The 18,564-nt window shown below is 72.4% G+C and carries 12 protein-coding genes and 1 riboswitch; of the genes, 5 read left to right on the top strand and 7 right to left on the bottom strand.

Annotated elements, in window-relative coordinates; all coding sequences use genetic code 11:
* Positions 1 to 131 precede the first annotated feature (131 nt).
* The 3 genes from J5X86_RS04825 to J5X86_RS04815 are packed head-to-tail and all read right to left on the bottom strand — an operon-like array spanning position 132 to position 5,250.
* A complete protein-coding gene (locus J5X86_RS04825; RefSeq protein ID WP_243979251.1) occupies positions 132 to 1,460 on the bottom strand; it encodes a VWA domain-containing protein in 1,329 nt (442 codons plus the stop codon).
* On the bottom strand, positions 1,457 to 4,099 hold the full coding sequence (locus J5X86_RS04820; protein ID WP_208515502.1) for a DUF5682 family protein: 2,643 nt from the start codon (positions 4,097 to 4,099) through the stop codon (positions 1,457 to 1,459). The genes J5X86_RS04825 and J5X86_RS04820 overlap by 4 nt, the downstream gene beginning before the upstream one ends.
* Positions 4,096 to 5,250 (bottom strand): AAA family ATPase, encoded by a 1,155-nt coding sequence (locus tag J5X86_RS04815; RefSeq protein ID WP_208515501.1) that lies wholly within the window; start codon positions 5,248 to 5,250, stop codon positions 4,096 to 4,098. The genes J5X86_RS04820 and J5X86_RS04815 overlap by 4 nt, the downstream gene beginning before the upstream one ends.
* Positions 5,251 to 5,387: 137 nt before the next feature.
* Here J5X86_RS04815 and J5X86_RS04810 point away from each other — a divergent pair, with 137 nt between their 5' ends.
* Together J5X86_RS04810 and J5X86_RS04805 are read left to right on the top strand one after the other, a co-directional pair.
* The gene (locus J5X86_RS04810; protein WP_208515500.1) at positions 5,388 to 6,827 is read left to right on the top strand and encodes an SWIM zinc finger domain-containing protein; all 1,440 of its coding nucleotides are present in this window, start codon (positions 5,388 to 5,390) and stop codon (positions 6,825 to 6,827) included.
* A complete protein-coding gene (locus J5X86_RS04805; protein ID WP_208515499.1) occupies positions 6,824 to 8,515 on the top strand; it encodes a DUF5691 domain-containing protein in 1,692 nt (563 codons plus the stop codon). The genes J5X86_RS04810 and J5X86_RS04805 overlap by 4 nt, the downstream gene beginning before the upstream one ends.
* A 681-nt stretch (positions 8,516 to 9,196) precedes the next feature.
* Here the strand turns inward: J5X86_RS04805 and J5X86_RS04800 are convergent.
* Positions 9,197 to 9,607 (bottom strand): cobalamin B12-binding domain-containing protein, encoded by a 411-nt coding sequence (locus J5X86_RS04800; protein WP_014061419.1) that lies wholly within the window; start codon positions 9,605 to 9,607, stop codon positions 9,197 to 9,199.
* A 526-nt stretch (positions 9,608 to 10,133) separates the two neighbouring features.
* On the opposite strand from J5X86_RS04800, the gene J5X86_RS04795 reads away from it, so the two are divergent.
* Together J5X86_RS04795 and J5X86_RS04790 are read left to right on the top strand one after the other, a co-directional pair.
* Entirely contained in the window at positions 10,134 to 10,928 is a 795-nt protein-coding gene (locus J5X86_RS04795; protein ID WP_208515498.1) for an alpha/beta fold hydrolase, read from the top strand.
* A 237-nt stretch (positions 10,929 to 11,165) separates the two neighbouring features.
* Positions 11,166 to 12,941: a M23 family metallopeptidase gene (locus J5X86_RS04790; RefSeq protein WP_374229218.1), complete on the top strand. Its 1,776-nt coding sequence runs from the start codon at positions 11,166 to 11,168 to the stop codon at positions 12,939 to 12,941.
* Positions 12,942 to 13,027: 86 nt separating this feature from the next.
* On the opposite strand, the gene pcrA is transcribed toward J5X86_RS04790, so the two are convergent.
* Positions 13,028 to 15,502: a DNA helicase PcrA gene (pcrA, locus tag J5X86_RS04785; protein WP_208515496.1), complete on the bottom strand. Its 2,475-nt coding sequence runs from the start codon at positions 15,500 to 15,502 to the stop codon at positions 13,028 to 13,030.
* Positions 15,503 to 15,660: 158 nt separating this feature from the next.
* Positions 15,661 to 15,847: riboswitch (cyclic di-AMP (ydaO/yuaA leader) on the top strand.
* Positions 15,848 to 15,853: 6 nt separating this feature from the next.
* Here pcrA and J5X86_RS04780 point away from each other — a divergent pair.
* A complete protein-coding gene (locus J5X86_RS04780; RefSeq protein ID WP_208515495.1) occupies positions 15,854 to 17,011 on the top strand; it encodes an NlpC/P60 family protein in 1,158 nt (385 codons plus the stop codon).
* Between the two features lie 110 nt (positions 17,012 to 17,121).
* Here J5X86_RS04780 and J5X86_RS04775 read toward each other — a convergent pair whose 3' ends face one another.
* Both J5X86_RS04775 and J5X86_RS04770 read right to left on the bottom strand, forming a co-directional pair.
* The gene (locus J5X86_RS04775) at positions 17,122 to 17,907 is read right to left on the bottom strand and encodes a L,D-transpeptidase (RefSeq protein WP_078642018.1); all 786 of its coding nucleotides are present in this window, start codon (positions 17,905 to 17,907) and stop codon (positions 17,122 to 17,124) included.
* A 121-nt stretch (positions 17,908 to 18,028) separates the two neighbouring features.
* Positions 18,029 to 18,382, bottom strand: coding sequence for a hypothetical protein (locus tag J5X86_RS04770; RefSeq protein WP_078642019.1), 354 nt, complete (start codon positions 18,380 to 18,382; stop codon positions 18,029 to 18,031).
* Between the last annotated feature and the right edge of the window lie 182 nt (positions 18,383 to 18,564).

Raw genomic sequence — 18,564 nt, 5'->3', positions numbered from 1 at the left:
ACATAAGCGTGGCGATATGGCTTTGAGGCCGCACTGAGCAGGACGACATCGCCAACCGGATGGCTGGATTTACGTCCTGGGCGACGGGGTTGATCCTTGCACGACCCACAGGGGTCGGCGCAAGCCCCGGATCACTGATGGATCGCCATGTCCGGTATAGGCAGTTGGCGTCGTTCGATGGCCGCCGCCATCACCTCCGGGAAGAGATCGGGGGTGCAGGCGAAGGCGGGCGCGCCCAGCGCGGCGAGCGCCGCCGCGTGCTCGCGGTCGTAACTCGGCGCCCCCTCGTCGGACAGCGCGAGCAGCGTCACGAACTGCACCCCGGACGCCTTCATCGCGGCGACCCGCCCCAGCATCTCCTCGCGTATACCGCCCTCGTAGAGGTCGCTGATGAGGACGACGACGGTGTCGACGGGCCGGGTGATCTTCGACTGGCAGTAGGCCAGCGCGCGGTTGATGTCGGTGCCGCCGCCGAGTTGGGTGCCGAAGAGGACGTCCACCGGATCGTCGAGCTCGTCGGTCAGGTCGACCACGGAGGTGTCGAAGACGATCAGCCGGGTGGCGAGGGAACGCATCGAGGCGAGCACGGCGCCGAATACCGAGGCGTAGACCACGGACGCGGCCATCGACCCCGACTGGTCGACGCACAGCACCACATCCTTCTTCACCCCGCGCGCCGCCCGCCCGTATCCGATGAGCCGCTCGGGGACGACCGTCCGGTGCTCGGGCAGGTAGTTCTTGAGGTTGGCCCGGATGGTGCGGTCCCAGTCGATGTCCCGGTGGCGCGGGCGGCTGATCCGGGTGGAGCGGTCGAGCGCACCGGTAAGGGTGGCGCGGGTGCGGGTCGCCAGCCGCTTCTCCAGATCCTCGACGACCTTACGGACGACGGCCCGAGCGGTGTTCTTGGTCGTCTCCGGCATCGCCTTGTTGAGGGACAGCAGGGTGCCCACGAGATGGACGTCCGCTTCAACGGCCTCCAGCATCTCCGGCTCCAGCAGCAGGGCGGAGAGCCCCAGCCGGTCGATGGCGTCGCGCTGCATGACCTGGACGACGGAGGTGGGGAAGTACGTACGGATGTCGCCGAGCCAGCGGGCCACTTGGGGCGCGGAGCCGCCGAGCCCGCCGGAGCGCGCACCGCTCGCCGCGCCCTGGGGGCCGCCACTGCGTCCGGCGACCGTGCCACCGCCGCCGCGGCCGTCACCGCCCCCGGAGCCGTAGAGGACTTCGAGGGTGCGGTCCATGGCGGCGTCGGTCCCGCTGAGCGAGCAGCCGGTGCCGTCGGCGCCCTGGCCGCCGAGCACCAGCCGCCAGCGCCGCAACCGTTCCTGATCGCCCTGGCCGCGACCGTGGTTGTGGTCGGCCTCGCCACGAGGGTCGGCGTCGCCGTGAAGGTCGGCGTCGCCGTGAAGGTCGGCGTCGCCGTGAAGGTCGGCGTCGCCGCGAGCGTCACCGTGTGTCATCGGGCTGCCTCCATGGTGTCGTTGCCGTACAGGGCGGGATCGAGGCCCAGCAGCAGGCGCACCGTCGGGACGACGGCCGCCGCGCGGTGCGCGTCCAACCCGGGGCCGAAGCCGGGTGCGGCGGGGGCGCCTTGACCGCCGGAGTGCCCCTCGGCCGCGGGGCCCCGGCGGACCAGCTCGCCCAGGGTGCGGCGCACGCCCGTGTCGTACGCGGAGAAGGTGCGCCGCAGCAGGGGCAGGACGTCGGTGAACGCCTCGGCGGGGACGGACATCAGCCAGCGGTCGACCAGGCCGAGCAGCCGCTCGTCGTGGACGAGCAGCATGCCGCCGCCCGCACCGCCGCCGATGAACCCCTCGATCCAGGAGGCCGCTTCGGACGGCTCGGTGCCGGGCGAGAGCGCGAGCCCCATCAGCCGGGCCGCCTCGTCCTCGGCGAGCCGGGCATCGTCCAGCAGGAGCCGCGCGGCGCGGCCCCGGATCAGCCCGGGGGTGGCGGGGGTGCCGTCCCGCCCGGCGAGGGAGCGCAGCATGGCCGCCCAGCGCCCCCGCAGGCCGTCGGCGGCGCCGACCCCGGCCGCTCGCGCCTCCGCCGTGCGCGTGTGGGTCCGCGGCCGCGGCCGCGTCTCTGCCGCCGGCCAGGTCTCCGGCTCTGCCCCGGGCCCCGGCTCTGGCCGTGTCCCGGTCCCGGGCTCTGGCCCGGTCCCCAGCTCAGGCTCTATCCCGGTCTCAGGCTCTGCCCTCGTCTCCGACAGCAGTCCGATCGCCCGGTGCACGGCCTCCATATGGCCGCGCATCTCGGCGGCGCCGTCGGCGTCGAGGCCGACGCAGGCGGGCGGCAGCCCGACCAGGATGCGCTCGGCCAGCCCCACCGCGACCTCGCCGAGCGCGGCGGTGTCGGTGCCCCGTACGTCCCCATAGCGCACCGAGCGCACCAAAGCGGGCAGGGCCTGGGCGAGATGGCCGACGTCCGCGTCGAGCGCGGCCCGGTCGGCGAGTGAGCGCATCACGACGGGAAGGGCCCCGGAGAGCGCGCCGAGCAGACAGCGCTCGGCCAGCTCGGTCACCTCGGCGAGCCCCTTGGCGCTCCGGGCCTCGGTCTCCGCCTTGGCGGTGGCCGCCGACAGCACCGTGGTGCCCCACACCCCCGCTTCGGCGACCCGCACCGACAGCTCCGGCTCCCACCGCAGCCGCCAGGTCTCCCTGAAGGTGCCGGTGCTGCCTCGGGAGACGGCCGGGCTGCCCCAGTCGACTCCGAGCAGCCGCAGCCGGTGCAGCAGGCGGCTGCGCCCGGCGTCGGTCTCCTTGCGCAGGTCCAGCTCCAGCTCCCGTTCCAGCGCCTCGGGCTTGAGCCGCAGCGAGCGCTGGGTGCGCGTCAGGTCGCGCTGGAGCGGCGCCGCCGGAGCCGACTCGGGCACTTCGCCCAGGACGTCGCCGACCACCAGCCGGTCCCACACCAGCGCCATCGGCACATCGGAGCCCTCGCACATCACCGCCCTTACGGCGTCGAGGGTCTCGGCGAGCCCGGCGAGCGGACGTCCGCGCATCGCGGCCAGCGTTTCGGCGAGCCTTACGGCCTCGATGACATGGGCCGAGGACACCGCGAAGTCCTCGTCCCGGAGCAGCCCGGCGACCTTGGTGAGCCAGCGCTCAACGGGCCGGTCCGGGGCGTGGAAGAGATGGTCGTACCAGCCCGGCGAGGTGATACCCGCCCCGTATCCGCTGTGCCGGGCCAGCCGCCGGTGTGTCCAGGGCACCCAGCTGATCTCGGCCTTGACCTTGGGCAGCGCCTTGAGGAGCTTCCGGTCGGCGGTCGCGGTGGTCCGCTCCCCCAGCGCCGGTACGTGCCAGGCCCCGCAGACGACGGCGACCTCGTCCCCGAACTCCCGCCGCGCATCGCGCAGCCGCAGCCGCATATGGGCCTCGCGCACGGCGTCGTCCTCGTGCCCGCCGTGCCCGTACTCGGCGCGCAGCGCCTCCATGGCCTCCGCCACGGCCGCGAACGCCTCCACGCCACCGGTGCCGCGGTGCTCGATGACGTCCTCCCACCAGCGCTCCGGGTCGTCGTATCCGGCCGCCTCGGCGAGGACGGACAGCGGATCGACGCGCAGCCGCTCGGCGGAGCCGACGCCGCCCGGAGCGATCTGGCCGCCCGGGTCCACCGGATCGCCCGGATCGCCCGGAGCGGCCGGTGTGGACGGACCGGCCGGAGTGGGCGAACCGGCCGGGTCGGGCGTGGCCGCCGGGGCGGGCGGCCCCGCCGGAGCGGGCGCGCCCGCCGGGGTCTGCTTCGCCGACATGGCCAGCGAGTTGGCCGCCGGGAGGTCGATGAACCGTACGGGGACCTCGTGGGCCAGCGCCCACTGGATGGCCGCCCACTCCGGGGAGAACCCGGCCAGCGGCCAGAATCCGGCGCGCCCCGGGTCGTCCGCGGCATGGGCGAGCAGCGCGACGGGCGGACGCATGTCCTTCTCGGCGGCGAGCCCCACGATCGCGTCCGCCTCCGGCGGCCCCTCGATCAGCACCACGCGCGGTGCGCACGCCTCCAGCGCCGCCCGCACCGCCCGCGCCGACCCGGGCCCGTGATGGCGCACGCCCAGCAGCAGCGGGCCGGCGGCCCGCGCCCGCGGGGCGCCCGTCACGCGGTCACCTCTCGGCACGAGCGGTAGAAGTCCTTCCAGCCGTCGCGCTCGCGGACCACGGTCTCCAGGTACTCCTGCCAGATGACGCGGTCGGCCGCCGGGTCGCGGACGACCGCGCCCAGGATGCCCGCGGCCACATCGCCCGCCCTCAGCACGCCGTCGCCGAAGTGGGCGGCGAGGGCGAGGCCGCCCGTGACCACGGAGATGGCCTCGGCCGTCGACAGCGTGCCCGAGGGCGACTTCAGCTTCGTACGGCCATCGCCGGTGACTCCCTCGCGCAGCTCGCGGAAGACCGTGACCACCCGGCGGATCTCCTCGACGCCCTCCGGAAGCTCCGGGAGCTCCAGCGAGCGGCCGATCTGGGCGACGCGGCGGGAGACGATGTCGACCTCGTCCTCCGGGGTCGCGGGCAGCGGCAGCACGACCGTGTTGAAGCGGCGGCGCAGGGCGCTGGAGAGTTCGTTGACCCCGCGGTCGCGGTCGTTGGCGGTCGCGATCAGGTTGAATCCGCGGACCGCCTGGGCCTCCTCCCCCAACTCCGGGATCGGCAGCGTCTTCTCGGACAGGATGGTGATCAGCGTGTCCTGCACATCGGCCGGGATGCGCGTCAGCTCCTCCACGCGCGCGGTCATGCCCTCCGTCATCGCGCGCATCACCGGGCTCGGCACGAGCGCGTCGCGGCTCGGGCCATGGGCGAGGAGCTGGGCGTAGTTCCACCCGTACCGGATGGCCTCCTCGGGCGTCCCGGCGGTGCCCTGGACCAGCAGGGTCGAGTCGCCGCTGACCGCGGCCGCCAGATGCTCCGAGACCCACGTCTTGGCGGTGCCGGGCACGCCGAGCAACAGCAGGGCGCGGTCGGTCGCGAGGGTGGTGACGGCAACCTCGACGATGCGGCGCGGGCCCACGTACTTGGGTGTGATCACGGTGCCGTCGGGCAGCGTGCCGCCGAGCAGATAGGTGGCGACCGCCCACGGCGACAGCCGCCACCGCGCGGGACGCGGACGGTCGTCGGCGGCGGCGAGCGCGCTCAGCTCGTCGGCGAAGGCGTCCTCCGCGTGTGGACGCAGCGCTTCCGCGGCTCCGGCGGCCTCGGTGGGCCCTGCCGCTGCGCTGGTGTCGGTGGATTCGGTTCCGGGCACAGTGACGGTCACAGCTCCCCCACGACTTGTTTCCTCGTTCCGTTTCCGGACGTGTGAACCACCCTGCACCACCCCACTGACAACCCGGCCCCGGTCAACGAACGCCCAGCTCAGGGCAATTGTCAGTGGGTGCCCGTACCGTCGCAGACATGAATCCGCAGGGGGAACGCTGGACGGCGGAGCAGGTGCTGGCCCTGGCTCCTGACGCCACGTCACGCACGGCGGGCGGCAAGCTCGCCGCGGCCGGCAAGTGGTCGGGCGCGGGCGCGTACGGCCAGGCGGTGTGGGGGCTGTGCGCGGGCAGCGGCAGCAAGCCGTACCAGACGGTTGTCGATCTGAACGGGCCCGGTTATCGGTGCAGTTGTCCGAGCCGGAAGTTCCCGTGCAAGCACGCGCTGGGCCTGCTGCTGCTGTGGACGTCCGGCGAGGGGGGCGTGCCCGGGGGCGGGGAGCCGCCGGAGTGGGCCGAGCAGTGGCTCGGCGACCGGCGGGAGCGGGCCGAGAAGCTCGCCGCCGCGGCCCGGGATGGGGGCCCGGGCCGCGGCGGCGAGACGGGAGACGGCGCGGGGAGAGGGGAGAGCGGAGGCGCGGCCGATCCGGAGGCGGCCCGCCGCCGCGCCGAGCGGCGGGCCCAGCGCATCGCCGCGGGGGCCACGGAGTTGGAGCGGCGGCTCGCCGATCTGCTCCGCGACGGTCTGGCCGCCGCCGACCGCGCGGGGTACGGGGCATGGGACGAGACGGCCGCGCGGATGGTCGACGCCCAGGCTCCGGGTCTCGAGACGCGGGTGCGGGAGCTGGCCGCGATTCCGTCGTCCGGTCCGGGGTGGCCCGCCCGGCTGCTGGAGGAGTGCGCGCTGGCCCACCTCCTCAACCAGGGCTTCCTCCACCTGGACCGCCTCCCGGAGAAGCTGGCCGCCACCACGCGCACCCGCGTGGGCCTTACGACGCCGGTGGCCGAGCTGCTGGCGACCGGGGAGCCGATCCGGGACCGCTGGCTGGCCCTGGGCCGCCAGGACGGCATGGACGGCAGGCTGACCACCCGCAGGATCTGGCTGCGGGGCGAGCGCACGCGCCGTATGGCGCTGCTGCTCTCGTTCAGCGCCCCCGGCCAGTCCCCGGAGCTCGCCCTGCCCACCGGCCTGGTCCTCGACGCCGACCTCACGTATTACCCGGCGGCCCGGCCCCTGCGTGCCGCGATCGGCACCCGGCACGGGGAGTTGCCGCCCGCCCCAGCTCCCACGTCGCCGTCGGCCCCCGAGGGGTGCGATGTCGACACCGCGCTCGCGGCCTATGGGGCGGCACTCGGGGAGGATCCGTGGCTGGACGGCTGGCCGGTCGTGCTCGCCGATGTGGTGCCGGTCCCGGGGGACGGCGGCTGGCAGCTTGCGGATGAGCGGAGCGGCTCTGCGCTGCCCGTCGATCCGTGGTGTGCGGGGCGCACCGATCTGTGGCAGCTGATGGCCATATCCGGCGGTGGCCCGGTCACCGTCTTCGGGGAGTGCGGCCATCGCGGCTTCTCGCCTCTCACGGCCTGGGACCCGACCCCCGTCTCGCTCATCGACACGGCAGCGCAGGGAGGCACCCGTTGACCACTACGACCCCCACCGCGTCCTGGGACGATCTTGTCGCGGCCGCGCTGCTCGGCACCGAGCGGCGCACCCCGCCCGTCGCGCCACGCCCCGGGCAGGACGCGCCGTCCGCCCTGCTGGACGCGGCCGCGCTCAGCACCGTGCGGCGGCGGGCCGGGCTGCGGCCCGCGCCCGCCCGGCCGGGGCCCGGCCGGGCGCCTGACGATCCGCGTCCGGCGCTGCCCACGGCCGCCCGCAGCAGGCTGGCGATGCTGCTCGCCGACCGCTCGGCGCCGGGGCGCGGCGGTCCGCGCTCCGCTCCCGACCTCGCCGAGCTGCTGCCGCAGTGGCTCGCCCTGGCCAATCACCACGGCTATCGCGTGCCCGACGCGCTGCTCCCGGCCCTTCTCGACGCGGCGCGTGCCCGTACCGATCTGCGGCCCGAGGCACTGACGCTCGGCGGGCCGCGCGCGCTGTGGCTGGCCCGGCTCAACCCGGACTGGAAGTTCGCGCTGCGGGGCACGGCGGGCCGGGCTCCCACAGCGCTCCCGGAGCCGTCCGGGACGGCCACCGGCCCGGACGATGAACAGCGGCTGTGGGAGGAGGGGTTGTTCGCCGAGCGGGTGTCGCTGCTGGCGGCGGCGCGCCACCGCGACCCGGCGGCGGGGCTGGCCCTGCTCAGCGGCACCTGGTCGACCGAGCGGGCCGAGGACCGGCTGATGTTCCTGGACTCGCTGCGCGACGATCTCTCCCCGTCCGATGAGCCGTTCCTCGAACAGGCGCTGTCCGACCGCAGCCGGAACGTCCGGGCGACCGCAGCCGAGCTGCTCTCCGCGCTCCCCGGCTCCGCGCTCGCCGCGCGCATGGCCGAGCGGTCGCGGGGCTGCGTCTCGCTGACCACCGACGAGGTGACCGGCGGTGAGCTGACCGGTGGTGAGGCGGCCACCGGCAAGCTGACCGCTGACAAGCCGACCGCCGCCGAATGGATAACCGTCCGGCCGCCGGACGAGTGCGACAGCGGAATGCAGCGCGACGGCATAGCGCCCAAGCCACCCTCCGGCCGGGGGGAACGGTCGTGGTGGCTGGGCCAGTTGGTGGAGGCGACCCCGCTGGACCGCTGGAGCGCGTGGTTCGGCGGACGCGGCGTCGCCGAGATCGTGGCGCTGCCCGTAGCGGACGGCTGGCAGGCGGATCTGCACGCGGCCTGGTGCCGGGCCGCGGTGCGGCAGCGCAGCGCGGAGTGGTGCCGCGCGCTGCTCGGCACCCCGGCGGTGGCGCCGGTCACCGCCGGGGAGGCGGCCCCCGCCGCCTGGCGGGACCCGGCGAAGCTGCTGTCCGCGCTGCCCGCCCGGGAGCGGGCGGAGTGGGTGGCCGAGTTCATCGCGTCCCACGGCCTGTCCGACGCCTTCCGGCTGCTCGGGGTGTGCACGGTGCCCTGGGCCGAGCCGCTGGGCCGGGCCGTCGTCGACGCGCTGGACATCGCACGGGACGCGGGCAGCTACCCCTGGAGCTTCAGCGGGGTCATGGGCCTGGCCGAGCGCTGTCTGGACCCGGCGCAGGCGGATCGGCTCGAGGTGCTGACGGCGATACCGGACGAGTCGGAGGGGGCGGCGCCGGGAGCCGGGGGCTATTGGGCGGAGGCGTTCCAGCGGCTGGTGGGCACGCTCCGGCTGAGGGCGGCCATGCAAGCCGAGCTCGAACCAGCGTGATCGGCGAAGCGGGCCCGAGGGCCCGCGGATGCCCTGGCCTCCGGCCGTGCTCCGGGCCCCCGCCGTGCCCAAGCCGGTAATGGCTCCGCGGCCCGCGTGCGCGCCTGGGCCGGGGGTGCTCGGGGGCCTCCGGTCGTGCTCGGGGCCTCTGCCGTGCCCGAGCCGGTAATGCTCCGCGGCCCGCGTGCGCGCCAGGGCCGGAGGTGCTCCGGGATCCAGCCGTGTCCGGGGATCCAGTCGGGTTCCGGCGCCTCCTATCGGCTCCGGACCGGTCGTACTCCGGACCCAGTCGGGCCCCGGGATCCGGTCCTGCCTCCGAGGGTGGGGCTGCGCCGGTCGAACTCCGGGCCCGGTCGGGTTCCGGGCCCGGTCGGGTTCCGGCGTCAGCCTCTGGGGCAAGCCCGGGCATCAACCTCGGACTCGGGCCCGGGCGTCAGGCACGGAGGCCGGCCCAGGCATCGGGCTGCGGGCTGCGGGCTGCGGGCTGCGGGCTGCGGGCTGCGGGCTGCGGGCCGATAGACGGACGTCCACCCCCACGGGGCCAGGCGTCACCCGGGCACAACGTGGCGCCGTACGACCGACGCGGAACGGCCCAGCGCCGCAGGACCCAGCGCCGCACGGCCCGGCCCCGTACAACCCGGCGCCGTACGCCCCACGCCCGCCCCACGCCGAACCGGCAGGTCAGGCGGCTACCGGGCGGACGTTTTCGCGCACCCACTCCACGATGGACGTCGTCGTCGCGCCCGGGGTGAAGATCTCCGCGACGCCCTGCTCCTTGAGCGGGCGGATATCCGCCTCGGGGATGATCCCGCCGCCGAAGACCTTGATGTCCTCCGCCTCGCGCTCCCGCAGCAGCTCCAGCACCTTGGCGAACAGGGTCATATGGGCACCGGACAGGATGGACAGCCCGATGGCGTCGGCGTCCTCCTGGATCGCGGTGTCGACGATCTGCTCGGGCGTCTGGTGGAGTCCGGTGTAGATGACCTCCATGCCCGCGTCGCGCAGTGCCCGCGCGATCACCTTCGCCCCGCGGTCATGGCCGTCCAGTCCCGGCTTGGCCACCACCACACGGATCGGACCGGTCACACCCATCGCAGCCTCCAAGCTCTTCAAGCCCTTCGAGCCATCGCCCGCATCGACGTGAACGAACGTTATCTCCAGCATCCCCTACCGGGCAGTTTCGCGGCGCGCCGCGAGGGGGAAATCACACGTGGGACACGTTCACTGAAGGCCGTACCCGCATCCGCATCCGCGCACGCCGCGCATCCACCGCGCGGACGCCGCATACGCTTCGGGCCGGCCACACCAGGGGAGCCGCAGCGGGGACCGTCGCACCGCGCAGCGCCGTCGAGAGCCGCATGGCGCCGCGGTGCGACGGGCGGTCCTGCGTCATGCGGTCACAGCGCGCCTTCCCCATGCGGTGCCGGAGGACATCGGGCCACCGCACGGCCGAAGTCGCCCTGACCAAGCGCCCTGACCGGCGCCCTGCCCCGGGCTCATGACCGGGGCTCATGACCGGGGCTCATGACCACGCCCGAAGCGACCGGCTGCCCATGAGGGCATACGGGGGGAGCCTCCAGCCGCCTCCTGTGCGCCGCATTGCGGGAGGTCGGCCGCCATGGGCCTCGTACAGATCCAACAGCTCCGGGCCATCGCCCTCGACCTGGCACTGCTCGCCGGGCATCTGCTGCTCTATCCGACCGGGCTGCGCCAGGAGCGCCCGCCCGCTCCGCCGCCGCCCGGCGCGGCGGCGCGCCTGCCCACGGACGGCCGGGCCCACCGGCCCGTCCTGCTCCTCCACGGCTTCATCGACAACCGGTCCGTCTTCGTACCGCTGCGCCGCTCGCTCGGCCGCCACGGCCGGCTGCACATCGAGGCGCTCAACTACTCGCCACTGCTCTGCGATCTGCGCACCGCCGCCACGCTGCTCGGCCGTCATGTCGAGGAGGTCTGCGCCCGCACCGGCCATGGTCAGGTGGACGTCATCGGGCACAGCCTGGGCGGTCTGATCGCCCGTTACTACGTCCAGCGTCTTGGCGGGGACGCCCGTGTCCACACCCTGGTGACGCTCGGAACTCCGCACAGCGGCACCCGTATCGCGCCCTTGTTGTCCGCACATCCACTCGTGCGCCAGATGTGCCCGGACTCCGAGGTGATAACGGAGTTGCGGCAACCTGCCCCTGATTGCCGTACGCGTTTCATCGCTTTCTGGAGCGATGTGGATCAGTTGATGATCCCGGCGGAGACGGCCCGGATAGACCATCCGGATGTGATCTCCCAGAACATCCGCGTCAACGGAATCGGACATCTCGCCCTGGCGGTGCATTCCTCCGTGGCCGTACGGATCCGCGAGGCCCTGGATGCCGCCGACGAGGCGCCGACGGACGCCTCGGGCGCGGTCTCGGTGGCGTGAGACGAGGGGACGAGGGACTGCCGCACGGCGGCACAAGGTCCTCTCCCGGTAGTTCAGCAGGCCCGAAATTGCCGAACGCCAATCGAACACCCGGCCAAGGAACTGCGTACAGTCAGCCGAAAGACGGCCAAATGCCCTTTGCCGTGGTGCTCAAAACTCACGGAAGATTGTCGCTGCCGCGTACCGCCGGGTACAGTCGCCGCTAATTCTCCTGCAGCCGAGGCGAAAGAGAAGTTGGTGGTGAACGACCGTCACCCGTCGGGGGCCCCTCCGACCGTCCCCGCTCCTGACGCCTCGTATCCGTACGACGAGGCTTACGGTCAGCGACAGGACACAGCGCACGGCTACGCCGGGTACGACGGCTATTCCACCGGCAGCTTCGCCCACCTGGCCACGGCCTACGGTGACGGCGACCCGCTCTTCGGCACGCTCCCGGGCGCGTACGACGACGGGCAGGGCGCCCACAGCGGTCAGTACGACGCCTCGCAGTGGGCCACGGCCGACCAGCATCAGACCGGGTCGTACGACACGAGCCACTACAACGCGGCGCAGTACGACACGACTCATTACGACTCCGGCTCCTACGACACCACCGCGATGTGGGCCGCCGCCGGCTATCACCTGCCGACCGGCATCCCCGCCCAGCAGGACGCCGAAACCGGCGCCCAGTGGGACATCGGCGCCTGGGACACGGGCGCCACCGGCCACACCGAGATGCCGGGTCAGTGGGACCAGGGCGCGGGGTACGAGGCCGAGGCGTACACCTCGGGCGTGGACACCGGCCAGACCCAGTTCTGGGACACCTCCGCCTACGGGACCGTGGACGAGGCGCAGCACTACGACCACTCGGGGCCGGCCCAGCCGGGGCTCGACCACTCGGGCTTCGACCAGCAGGGGCTCGACCACCACTCCGGGCTCGACCAGACAGGGTTCGACCAGCACCAGCACCAACCCGAGCACGAGCCGAACAGCTTCGAGCAGACGGCCGTGTTCGAGGCGAACGCCTTCGAGCACGCCGGCGCCTTCGAGCAGCCGAACGCCTTCGAGCCCAACACCTTTGAGCAGACGGCCGCGTTCGACGAGACGGCCGCGTTCGAGCAGGCCGCCGTCGCCGAGCAGACCGGCGCCTTCGAGCACACCGCCGTCTTCGACCCGGTCCACGAGTCCGACCAGTCGTACGACCCGGCCCCCGAAGCGGAACCTGAACCCGAGGCGGCGGCCGTGCGGGAATCCGCCCCCTCCCCCCGCCGGGAGGCGAGCCGCGGTCGCCGCCGTACCCCCTCGCCCCGCCCCAAGCGCTCCGCGCTCCTCACCGTCGCCGTCCCCTCCGTCTGCGCCCTGGGCGTCACCGCCGTGGCCGCCGCCTCGGTCAGCGGTGTGGGAAGCGACAAGAAGGACGAGTCCACCACTCAGGCCGCCCCCGACACCGCGGCGGCCCCCGTGAAGCCCTCCGTGGCCAACAGCAAGCTGGACTCCCAGCTCGCCGGGGTCCGGGAGGGCGCCGACGACTTCCGCGACCGCGCCAGCCGCACCCAGGAGCGGATCGACCTCCAGGCGCGCCAGGCCGCCGAGAAGAAGCGGAAGGCCGCCGAGGCGGCGCGCAAGGAGGCGCTGCGCCCGAAGTTCGCGCTGCCCGTCGCCCAGCACGGCCTCAGCGCCATGTTCGGGCAGGCCGGTATCAACTGGATGTCCGTGCACACCGGCATCGACTTCCCGGTGAGCTACGGCACGCCCGTGATGGCCGCCACCGACGGCACCGTGACGACGCAGTGGAACGACGCCTACGGCAACATGGTCGTCCTGACCAGCCCGGACGGCACGGAGACCTGGTACTGCCACCTCAGCAGCGCCAAGATCCGCTCCGGGACCGTCAAGGCCGGGGAGACCATCGCGTACTCCGGGAACTCCGGTAACTCCACCGGCCCGCATCTGCACTTCGAGGTCCACCCCGGCGGTGGCTCGGCCATCGACCCGCTGCCCTGGCTGCGCGGCCAGGGCCTCGACCCGACCTGACCGGCCCGGGCCCCGGACTCTGACCGCTCGCTGTAGCGCGCCCCCGGCGCGCTACAGCCTCAGCACTTCGGCCGCCACAGCCACATCTACAGCTTCTCCACCGGTGCGTACCGCAGCAGCAGCCGCTTCGGCTTCTCCTCGCCGAAGTCGATGGTCGCCTCCGCGTTGTCCCCGCTGCCCTTCACCGCCACCACCGTGCCGAGCCCGAACGAGTCATGGGTGACCCGGTCGCCGATGGCCAGCGCGACCACCGGACGCTCCTTGGCCCGCCGGGTCGCGAACCCGCTGCCCCCGGCGCGCGAACGCGACGACGACAGACCGGACGACAGCCCCGACGGCGGGGTCGAGGCGATGCTGCCCATGGACGCCGACGGGGTGGCGGGCCCGGTGCGCCGCCACCGCACATACTGGTCCGGGATCTCCTCCAGGAAGCGGGACGGCGGGTTGTACGCGGGCTGGCCCCATGCGCTGCGCATCGTCGAGCGGGTCAGATAGAGCCGCTCGCGGGCCCGGGTGATCCCCACATAGGCCAGCCGCCGCTCCTCCTCCAGCTCCTTGGTCTGGCCGAGCGCCCGCATATGCGGGAAGACGCCGTCCTCCATGCCGCTGAGGAAGACGACCGGGAACTCCAGGCCCTTCGCCGTGTGCAGCGTCATCAGCGTGATCACGCCGGAGCCGTCGGTGTCCTCGTCGGGGATCTGGTCGGAGTCGGCGACGAGCGCGACCTGCTCCAGGAAGTCCGCGAGGGTGCCGGAGTTCTCCTCGCCGCGGTCCTGCTCGAACTCCAGGGCCACGGCGGCGAGCTCCTGCAGGTTCTCGATCCGGGTCTCGTCCTGCGGATCGGTGGACGCCTGGAGCTCGGCCAGATAGCCGGTGCGCTCCAGCACCGCCTCCAGGACGGTCGCCGGGCCCGCCCCGGACTCCACGATGGTGTGCAGCTCCTCCATGAGCGTGTTGAACCGCTTGACGGCGTTGGCCGAGCGGGCCGCCATGCCGTACGCGTCGTCGACCCGGCGCAGCGCCTGCGGGAAGGTGATCTTCTCGCGCAGCGCCAGCGCGTCGATCATGGCCTCCGCGCGCTCCCCGATGCCGCGCTTGGGCACGTTCAGAATCCGGCGGAGCGGGACGGAGTCCTCGGGGTTGGCCAGCACCCGCAGATAGGCGAGGACGTCCCGCACCTCCTTGCGCTCGTAGAAGCGCACGCCGCCGACGACCTTGTACGGCAGCCCGACCCGGATGAAGATCTCTTCGAAGACACGGGACTGGGCGTTGGTCCGGTAGAAGACCGCCACGTCACCGGCCTTGGCGTCGCCCGCGTCCGTGAGCCGGTCGATCTCGTCGGCGACGAACTGGGCCTCGTCGTGCTCGGTGTCGGCCACATAGCCGGTGATCTCGGTCCCGGCGCCGGCCTCGGTCCACAGGTTCTTCGGGCGGCGGTTCTCATTGCGCTCGATGACCGCGTTGGCCGCGCTCAGGATGGTCTGGGTGGAGCGGTAGTTCTGCTCGAGGAGGATCGTCCGCGCGGTGGGGTAGTCCTCTTCGAACTGGAGGATGTTGCGGATCGTGGCGCCCCGGAAGGCGTAGATCGACTGGTCGGCGTCGCCCACCACGCACAGCTCGGCTGCCGTGGTCTCCTCGGTGTCCGTGCCCACCAGCTCGCGCACGAGGGTGTACTGCGCGTGGTTGGTGTCCTGGTACTCGTCCACCAGGACGTGCCGGAAGCGGCGGCGGTAGTGCTCGGCCACGTCCGGGAACGCCTGGAGCAGATTGACCGTGGTCATGATGATGTCGTCGAAGTCCAGTGCGTTGGCCTCGCGCAGCCTCGCCTGGTACATCGCGTACGCCTCGGCGAGCGTCTTCTCAAAACCGTCCGTGGCCTGTCCGGCGAAGGTCTCCTCGTCGATCAGCTCGTTCTTCAGGTTGGAGATCTTGGCGCTGAAGGACTTCGGCGGGAACCGCTTGGGGTCGAGATCCAGATCCCGGCAGACCAGCGACATCAGCCGCTTGGAGTCGGCGGCGTCGTAGATCGAGAACGACGAGGTGAAGCCGAGCCTCTTCGACTCGCGGCGCAGGATGCGGACGCAGGCGCTGTGGAAGGTGGAGACCCACATGGCGTTCGCCCGCGGGCCGACGAGCTCCTCCACCCGCTCCTTCATCTCGCCCGCCGCCTTGTTGGTGAAGGTGATGGCGAGGATCTGGCCGGGGTGCGTGCCGCGGGCGCCGAGCAGATAGGCGATGCGGTGGGTGAGCACCCGGGTCTTTCCGGAGCCGGCGCCCGCGACGATCAGCAGCGGCGAGCCGGTGTGCTCAACGGCGGCTCTCTGCTGCTCGTTCAACCCCTCGAGCAGGGCGGACGGGTCCACGACGGGCCGCGCGGCACCGTCCCGGTAGTGGGCCTCCCGGGGCACGGGCGCGTCGAAGCCGCCGCTGAAGAGGTGATGCGGCACGTCCTCGGCACCATCGGGGCCGGGGTGCGCCGAATCCTCGGGCGGCGGTGGTGGCTCCTGGTTCGGAGGAGGCCCGAGGTCCGCCAGGAAGCTGTCGTCAAAGAGGCTGCTCATCGCTCCCCGAGTCTAGGCCGCCCCACTGACAGCCGATGCCCGAACATCACGAAACGGTTTCGGGCAAAACGGCCACCAGTCTTCACAGGAGCCCCACGTGTTGGCTACCGTCCTGCGTCAGGCGGCCCGGAAGATCCGTCGGCGAACCACGTCGGCACGGGCTGCCTCCGCCGAGTCCGGCACCGCCGTAAGGCGCCCGGAGCCGGGGACCCGACAACGCAACACCGGGGTGAATCGGCCCGAAGCGGCGTGGCACGGAAGTGCCGCCCGGACACGGCCGTAGGGCAACCTTCCGTACCGCCCGAACCCGACAGCTAACCCGGTAGGCGGTCCACGGAAGGAGCGCCTCCCTTGGCGTCGCATCGCAAGCCGCGGAGCCGAATACCGGCCCCGCTCACCGGTCACGGCCGCCGTACGGCCGTCGGGTTCACCACGGCCGCCCTCGCATCCGTCACCCTCCTCTCCCAGACGGCCAACGCCGCGCCGGGCGACGACCCCAAGCCGGCCACCCAGTCGATCGACAAGGTCAAGGAGAAGGTCGACACCCTCTATCACCAGGCGGAGAGCGCCACCCAGCGCTACAACGCCGCCAAGGAGCGCGCCGATCAGCAGCGGGCCAAGGTCGACAAGCTGCTGGACTCCGTCGCCCAGCGCACCGAGAAGCTCAACGAGGCGCGACGCACGCTCGGCGCCTACGCCACCGCCCAGTACCGCGACGGCGGAATGGCCCGCTCCGCCGCGACCCTGCTGTTCTCCAACGATCCGCAGGACGTCTTCGACCAGTCGCATCTGATCGACCGGCTGACCGGTCGGCAGAAGCAGGCCGTCGACGACTTCCAGAAGCAGCAGGCGAGCGCCGCCAAGGAGCGCGGTAAGGCCGGCGAGAGCCTCGCCTCGCTGACCGCGTCGCAGAAGCAGCTGAAGACCCAGAAGAAGACCGTCCAGGACAAGCTGACCGAGGCCCGGCGGCTGCTGGCGAATCTGACCGCCAAGGAGAAGGCGCGGCTGGCGGCGATCGAGAAGAAGAAGGCGGAAGAGGCCCGCCGTAAGGCGGCCGCGCTCGCCGAGAAGCAGCGCCAGGAGGCCGCGCGCAAGAAGCAGCAGGAGCAGAACGGAGACAGCGGCTCCGGTTCGACGGCGCCCTCGGCCCCCGCCAACAGCTCCAAGGCGGCCCAGGCCATCGCCTTCGCGAAGTCGCAGCTCGGCAAGCCGTATGTCTGGGGCGCGACCGGTCCCAGCTCCTTCGACTGCTCAGGGCTGACGCAGGCGGCCTGGAAGACGGCCGGGATCTCGCTGCCGCGCACCACCTGGGACCAGGTGAAGGCCGGTACGCGCGTCTCGACGTCCGAACTCCAGCCGGGCGATCTGGTCTTCTTCTACGACGACATCAGCCATGTCGGCCTCTACGTCGGCGACGGGATGATGATCCACGCGCCGAAGCCGGGCGATGTGGTGAAGAAGGCGCCGATCACCGAGATGCCGATCTACGGGAGCGTGCGGCCCGCGTAGGACACGAGGGCCGCGCAGGACACGAGGGGGCCGTGCGGGCCCCCGATGTGCCGCTGCCCGGGGCTGGGCCCCGGGCAGCGGCATCGTCACGTCATCGGCTCATGTGCCGTTCACGTGCCGGGCTTGCGCCCGTAGACGTACACGTCGTCGCCGTTCTTCAGCAGGCTCCAGTACTTCTTGGCCTCGCCCGTGCGCATGTTGACGCAGCCGTGGGAGCCGGGCGGGGACCATACGCTCCCGGCAATCGAGTGGAACGCCTGACCGCCGTCGAAGAACTGGCTGTAGGGCATGGCGACCTTGTAGAGCGTCGACCAGTGGTCGATGTTCCGCCAGTAGATCTTCTTCAGCCCGGTGCGGGTCTCGAAGCCGTTCCGCCCGGACCGCACCGGCACCGGCCCGTAGACCAGCCGGGAGCCGTCCTGGATCCAGCTGAGCTGCCGGGTGAGGTCGACGCAGGCGATGCGGCCCTTGTTGGTCGGGCACTTCTTCGCCGCGTTCGGGTTGTGTCCGGCGGCCTTCTGGGCGTTGATCAGGCTCATCACGCCCGAGGTGATCGGGCCCGCGTAGCCGATCGTCGGGCTGATGCCGTGGTTGACCTGGAACTTCTGGATCGCGAGGCAGTCCGCCCGCGACTGCCGCCCGTCCACGGGGCGGCCCAGGAACCGCTCGGCCTGCTTCTGATACGGCCCCACGCTGGTCGTGCACGACGACGCGGCCATGGTCGCCGGTGTCACCGATCCGGCCGACCTGCCCAGCGGCCGTGCCTGGGCCGGCCGTGCCTGAGCCTGCGCCGGACCGGCGACGGCGACCGCGAGCGGCACCGTCATCCCCGCCAGCCCCAGCACGAGGCCCGCGCGCCGACCATGCCTGCTTCTGACTGCCCCCACTGCCCCCATGGCCACTCCTCTCGACTGCCTCGCTCTTTACCCAGACAGCTCGCGAGTGCAAACGGTTGCCTCAGGATCGTGTCGAAAAGGTGTCGGAATTGTCTCGGGATTACCTCAGATGATCAGCTCGTCAGGTCCACAGCACGGCGATGAAAATGTTTGCCGTTGTCAAGGCACCTACCGCACCGAAGGCGGCAGACTCTACCTTCTCCTCGTCGCGCTTCACATACACCAGGCCGAGGACCACGATCAGCAGCGCCAGCTTCACACCGATCTTGATGTTGTTGACACTGTTGTCGTCGGCCTGATTGAGCCCGACCAGCGCCGCGCCGGTGACCAGCATGGTCAGCGCGCCGTGCAGCATCGCCGGGGTCATCCGGGCCTCGCCCGCGCCCATCGCCTTCAACTGCGAGAAGAAGCCGCCGAGCAGCGCGCCGATGCCGACGATATGCAGGCCGACGAACACGTGAATGAGTACGTCCATGGCTCCGGAGACTAACCGCGCGCATATCATCACCCGGCACTCGGGTGGGCCCCTATCGACGCTTCGGTCACGGCAGCCCCACACTCCCGACCACCCCACTCGCCGGGCGATCAGCCGCCGTCACGGGAGCGACGAAATCCGTGCACTCCCGTTCAATCCCCCGCACGACCCCCGGTTTCCGG

It is taken from the genome of Streptomyces sp. NEAU-YJ-81, assembly GCF_017592595.1.
Taxonomy (GTDB): Bacteria; Actinomycetota; Actinomycetes; order Streptomycetales; family Streptomycetaceae; genus Streptomyces; species Streptomyces hygroscopicus_B.
The sequence above is the reverse complement of the archived record's forward strand: the minus strand, read 5'-3'. Positions and strand labels throughout refer to the sequence as shown.

Bases quoted from the DNA above. Each gene is read 5' to 3' on its own strand.
- J5X86_RS04810 (WP_208515500.1), top strand. From the start codon at position 5,388: ATGAATCCGCAGGGGGAACGCTGGACGGCGGAGCAGGTGCTGGCCCTG.
- J5X86_RS04795 (WP_208515498.1), top strand. From the start codon at position 10,134: ATGGGCCTCGTACAGATCCAACAGCTCCGGGCCATCGCCCTCGACCTG.
- J5X86_RS04800 (WP_014061419.1), bottom strand. From the start codon at position 9,607: ATGGGTGTGACCGGTCCGATCCGTGTGGTGGTGGCCAAGCCGGGACTG.
- pcrA (WP_208515496.1), bottom strand. From the start codon at position 15,502: ATGAGCAGCCTCTTTGACGACAGCTTCCTGGCGGACCTCGGGCCTCCT.
- J5X86_RS04775 (WP_078642018.1), bottom strand. From the start codon at position 17,907: ATGGGGGCAGTGGGGGCAGTCAGAAGCAGGCATGGTCGGCGCGCGGGC.
- J5X86_RS04770 (WP_078642019.1), bottom strand. From the start codon at position 18,382: ATGGACGTACTCATTCACGTGTTCGTCGGCCTGCATATCGTCGGCATC.
- J5X86_RS04825 (WP_243979251.1), bottom strand. From the start codon at position 1,460: ATGACACACGGTGACGCTCGCGGCGACGCCGACCTTCACGGCGACGCC.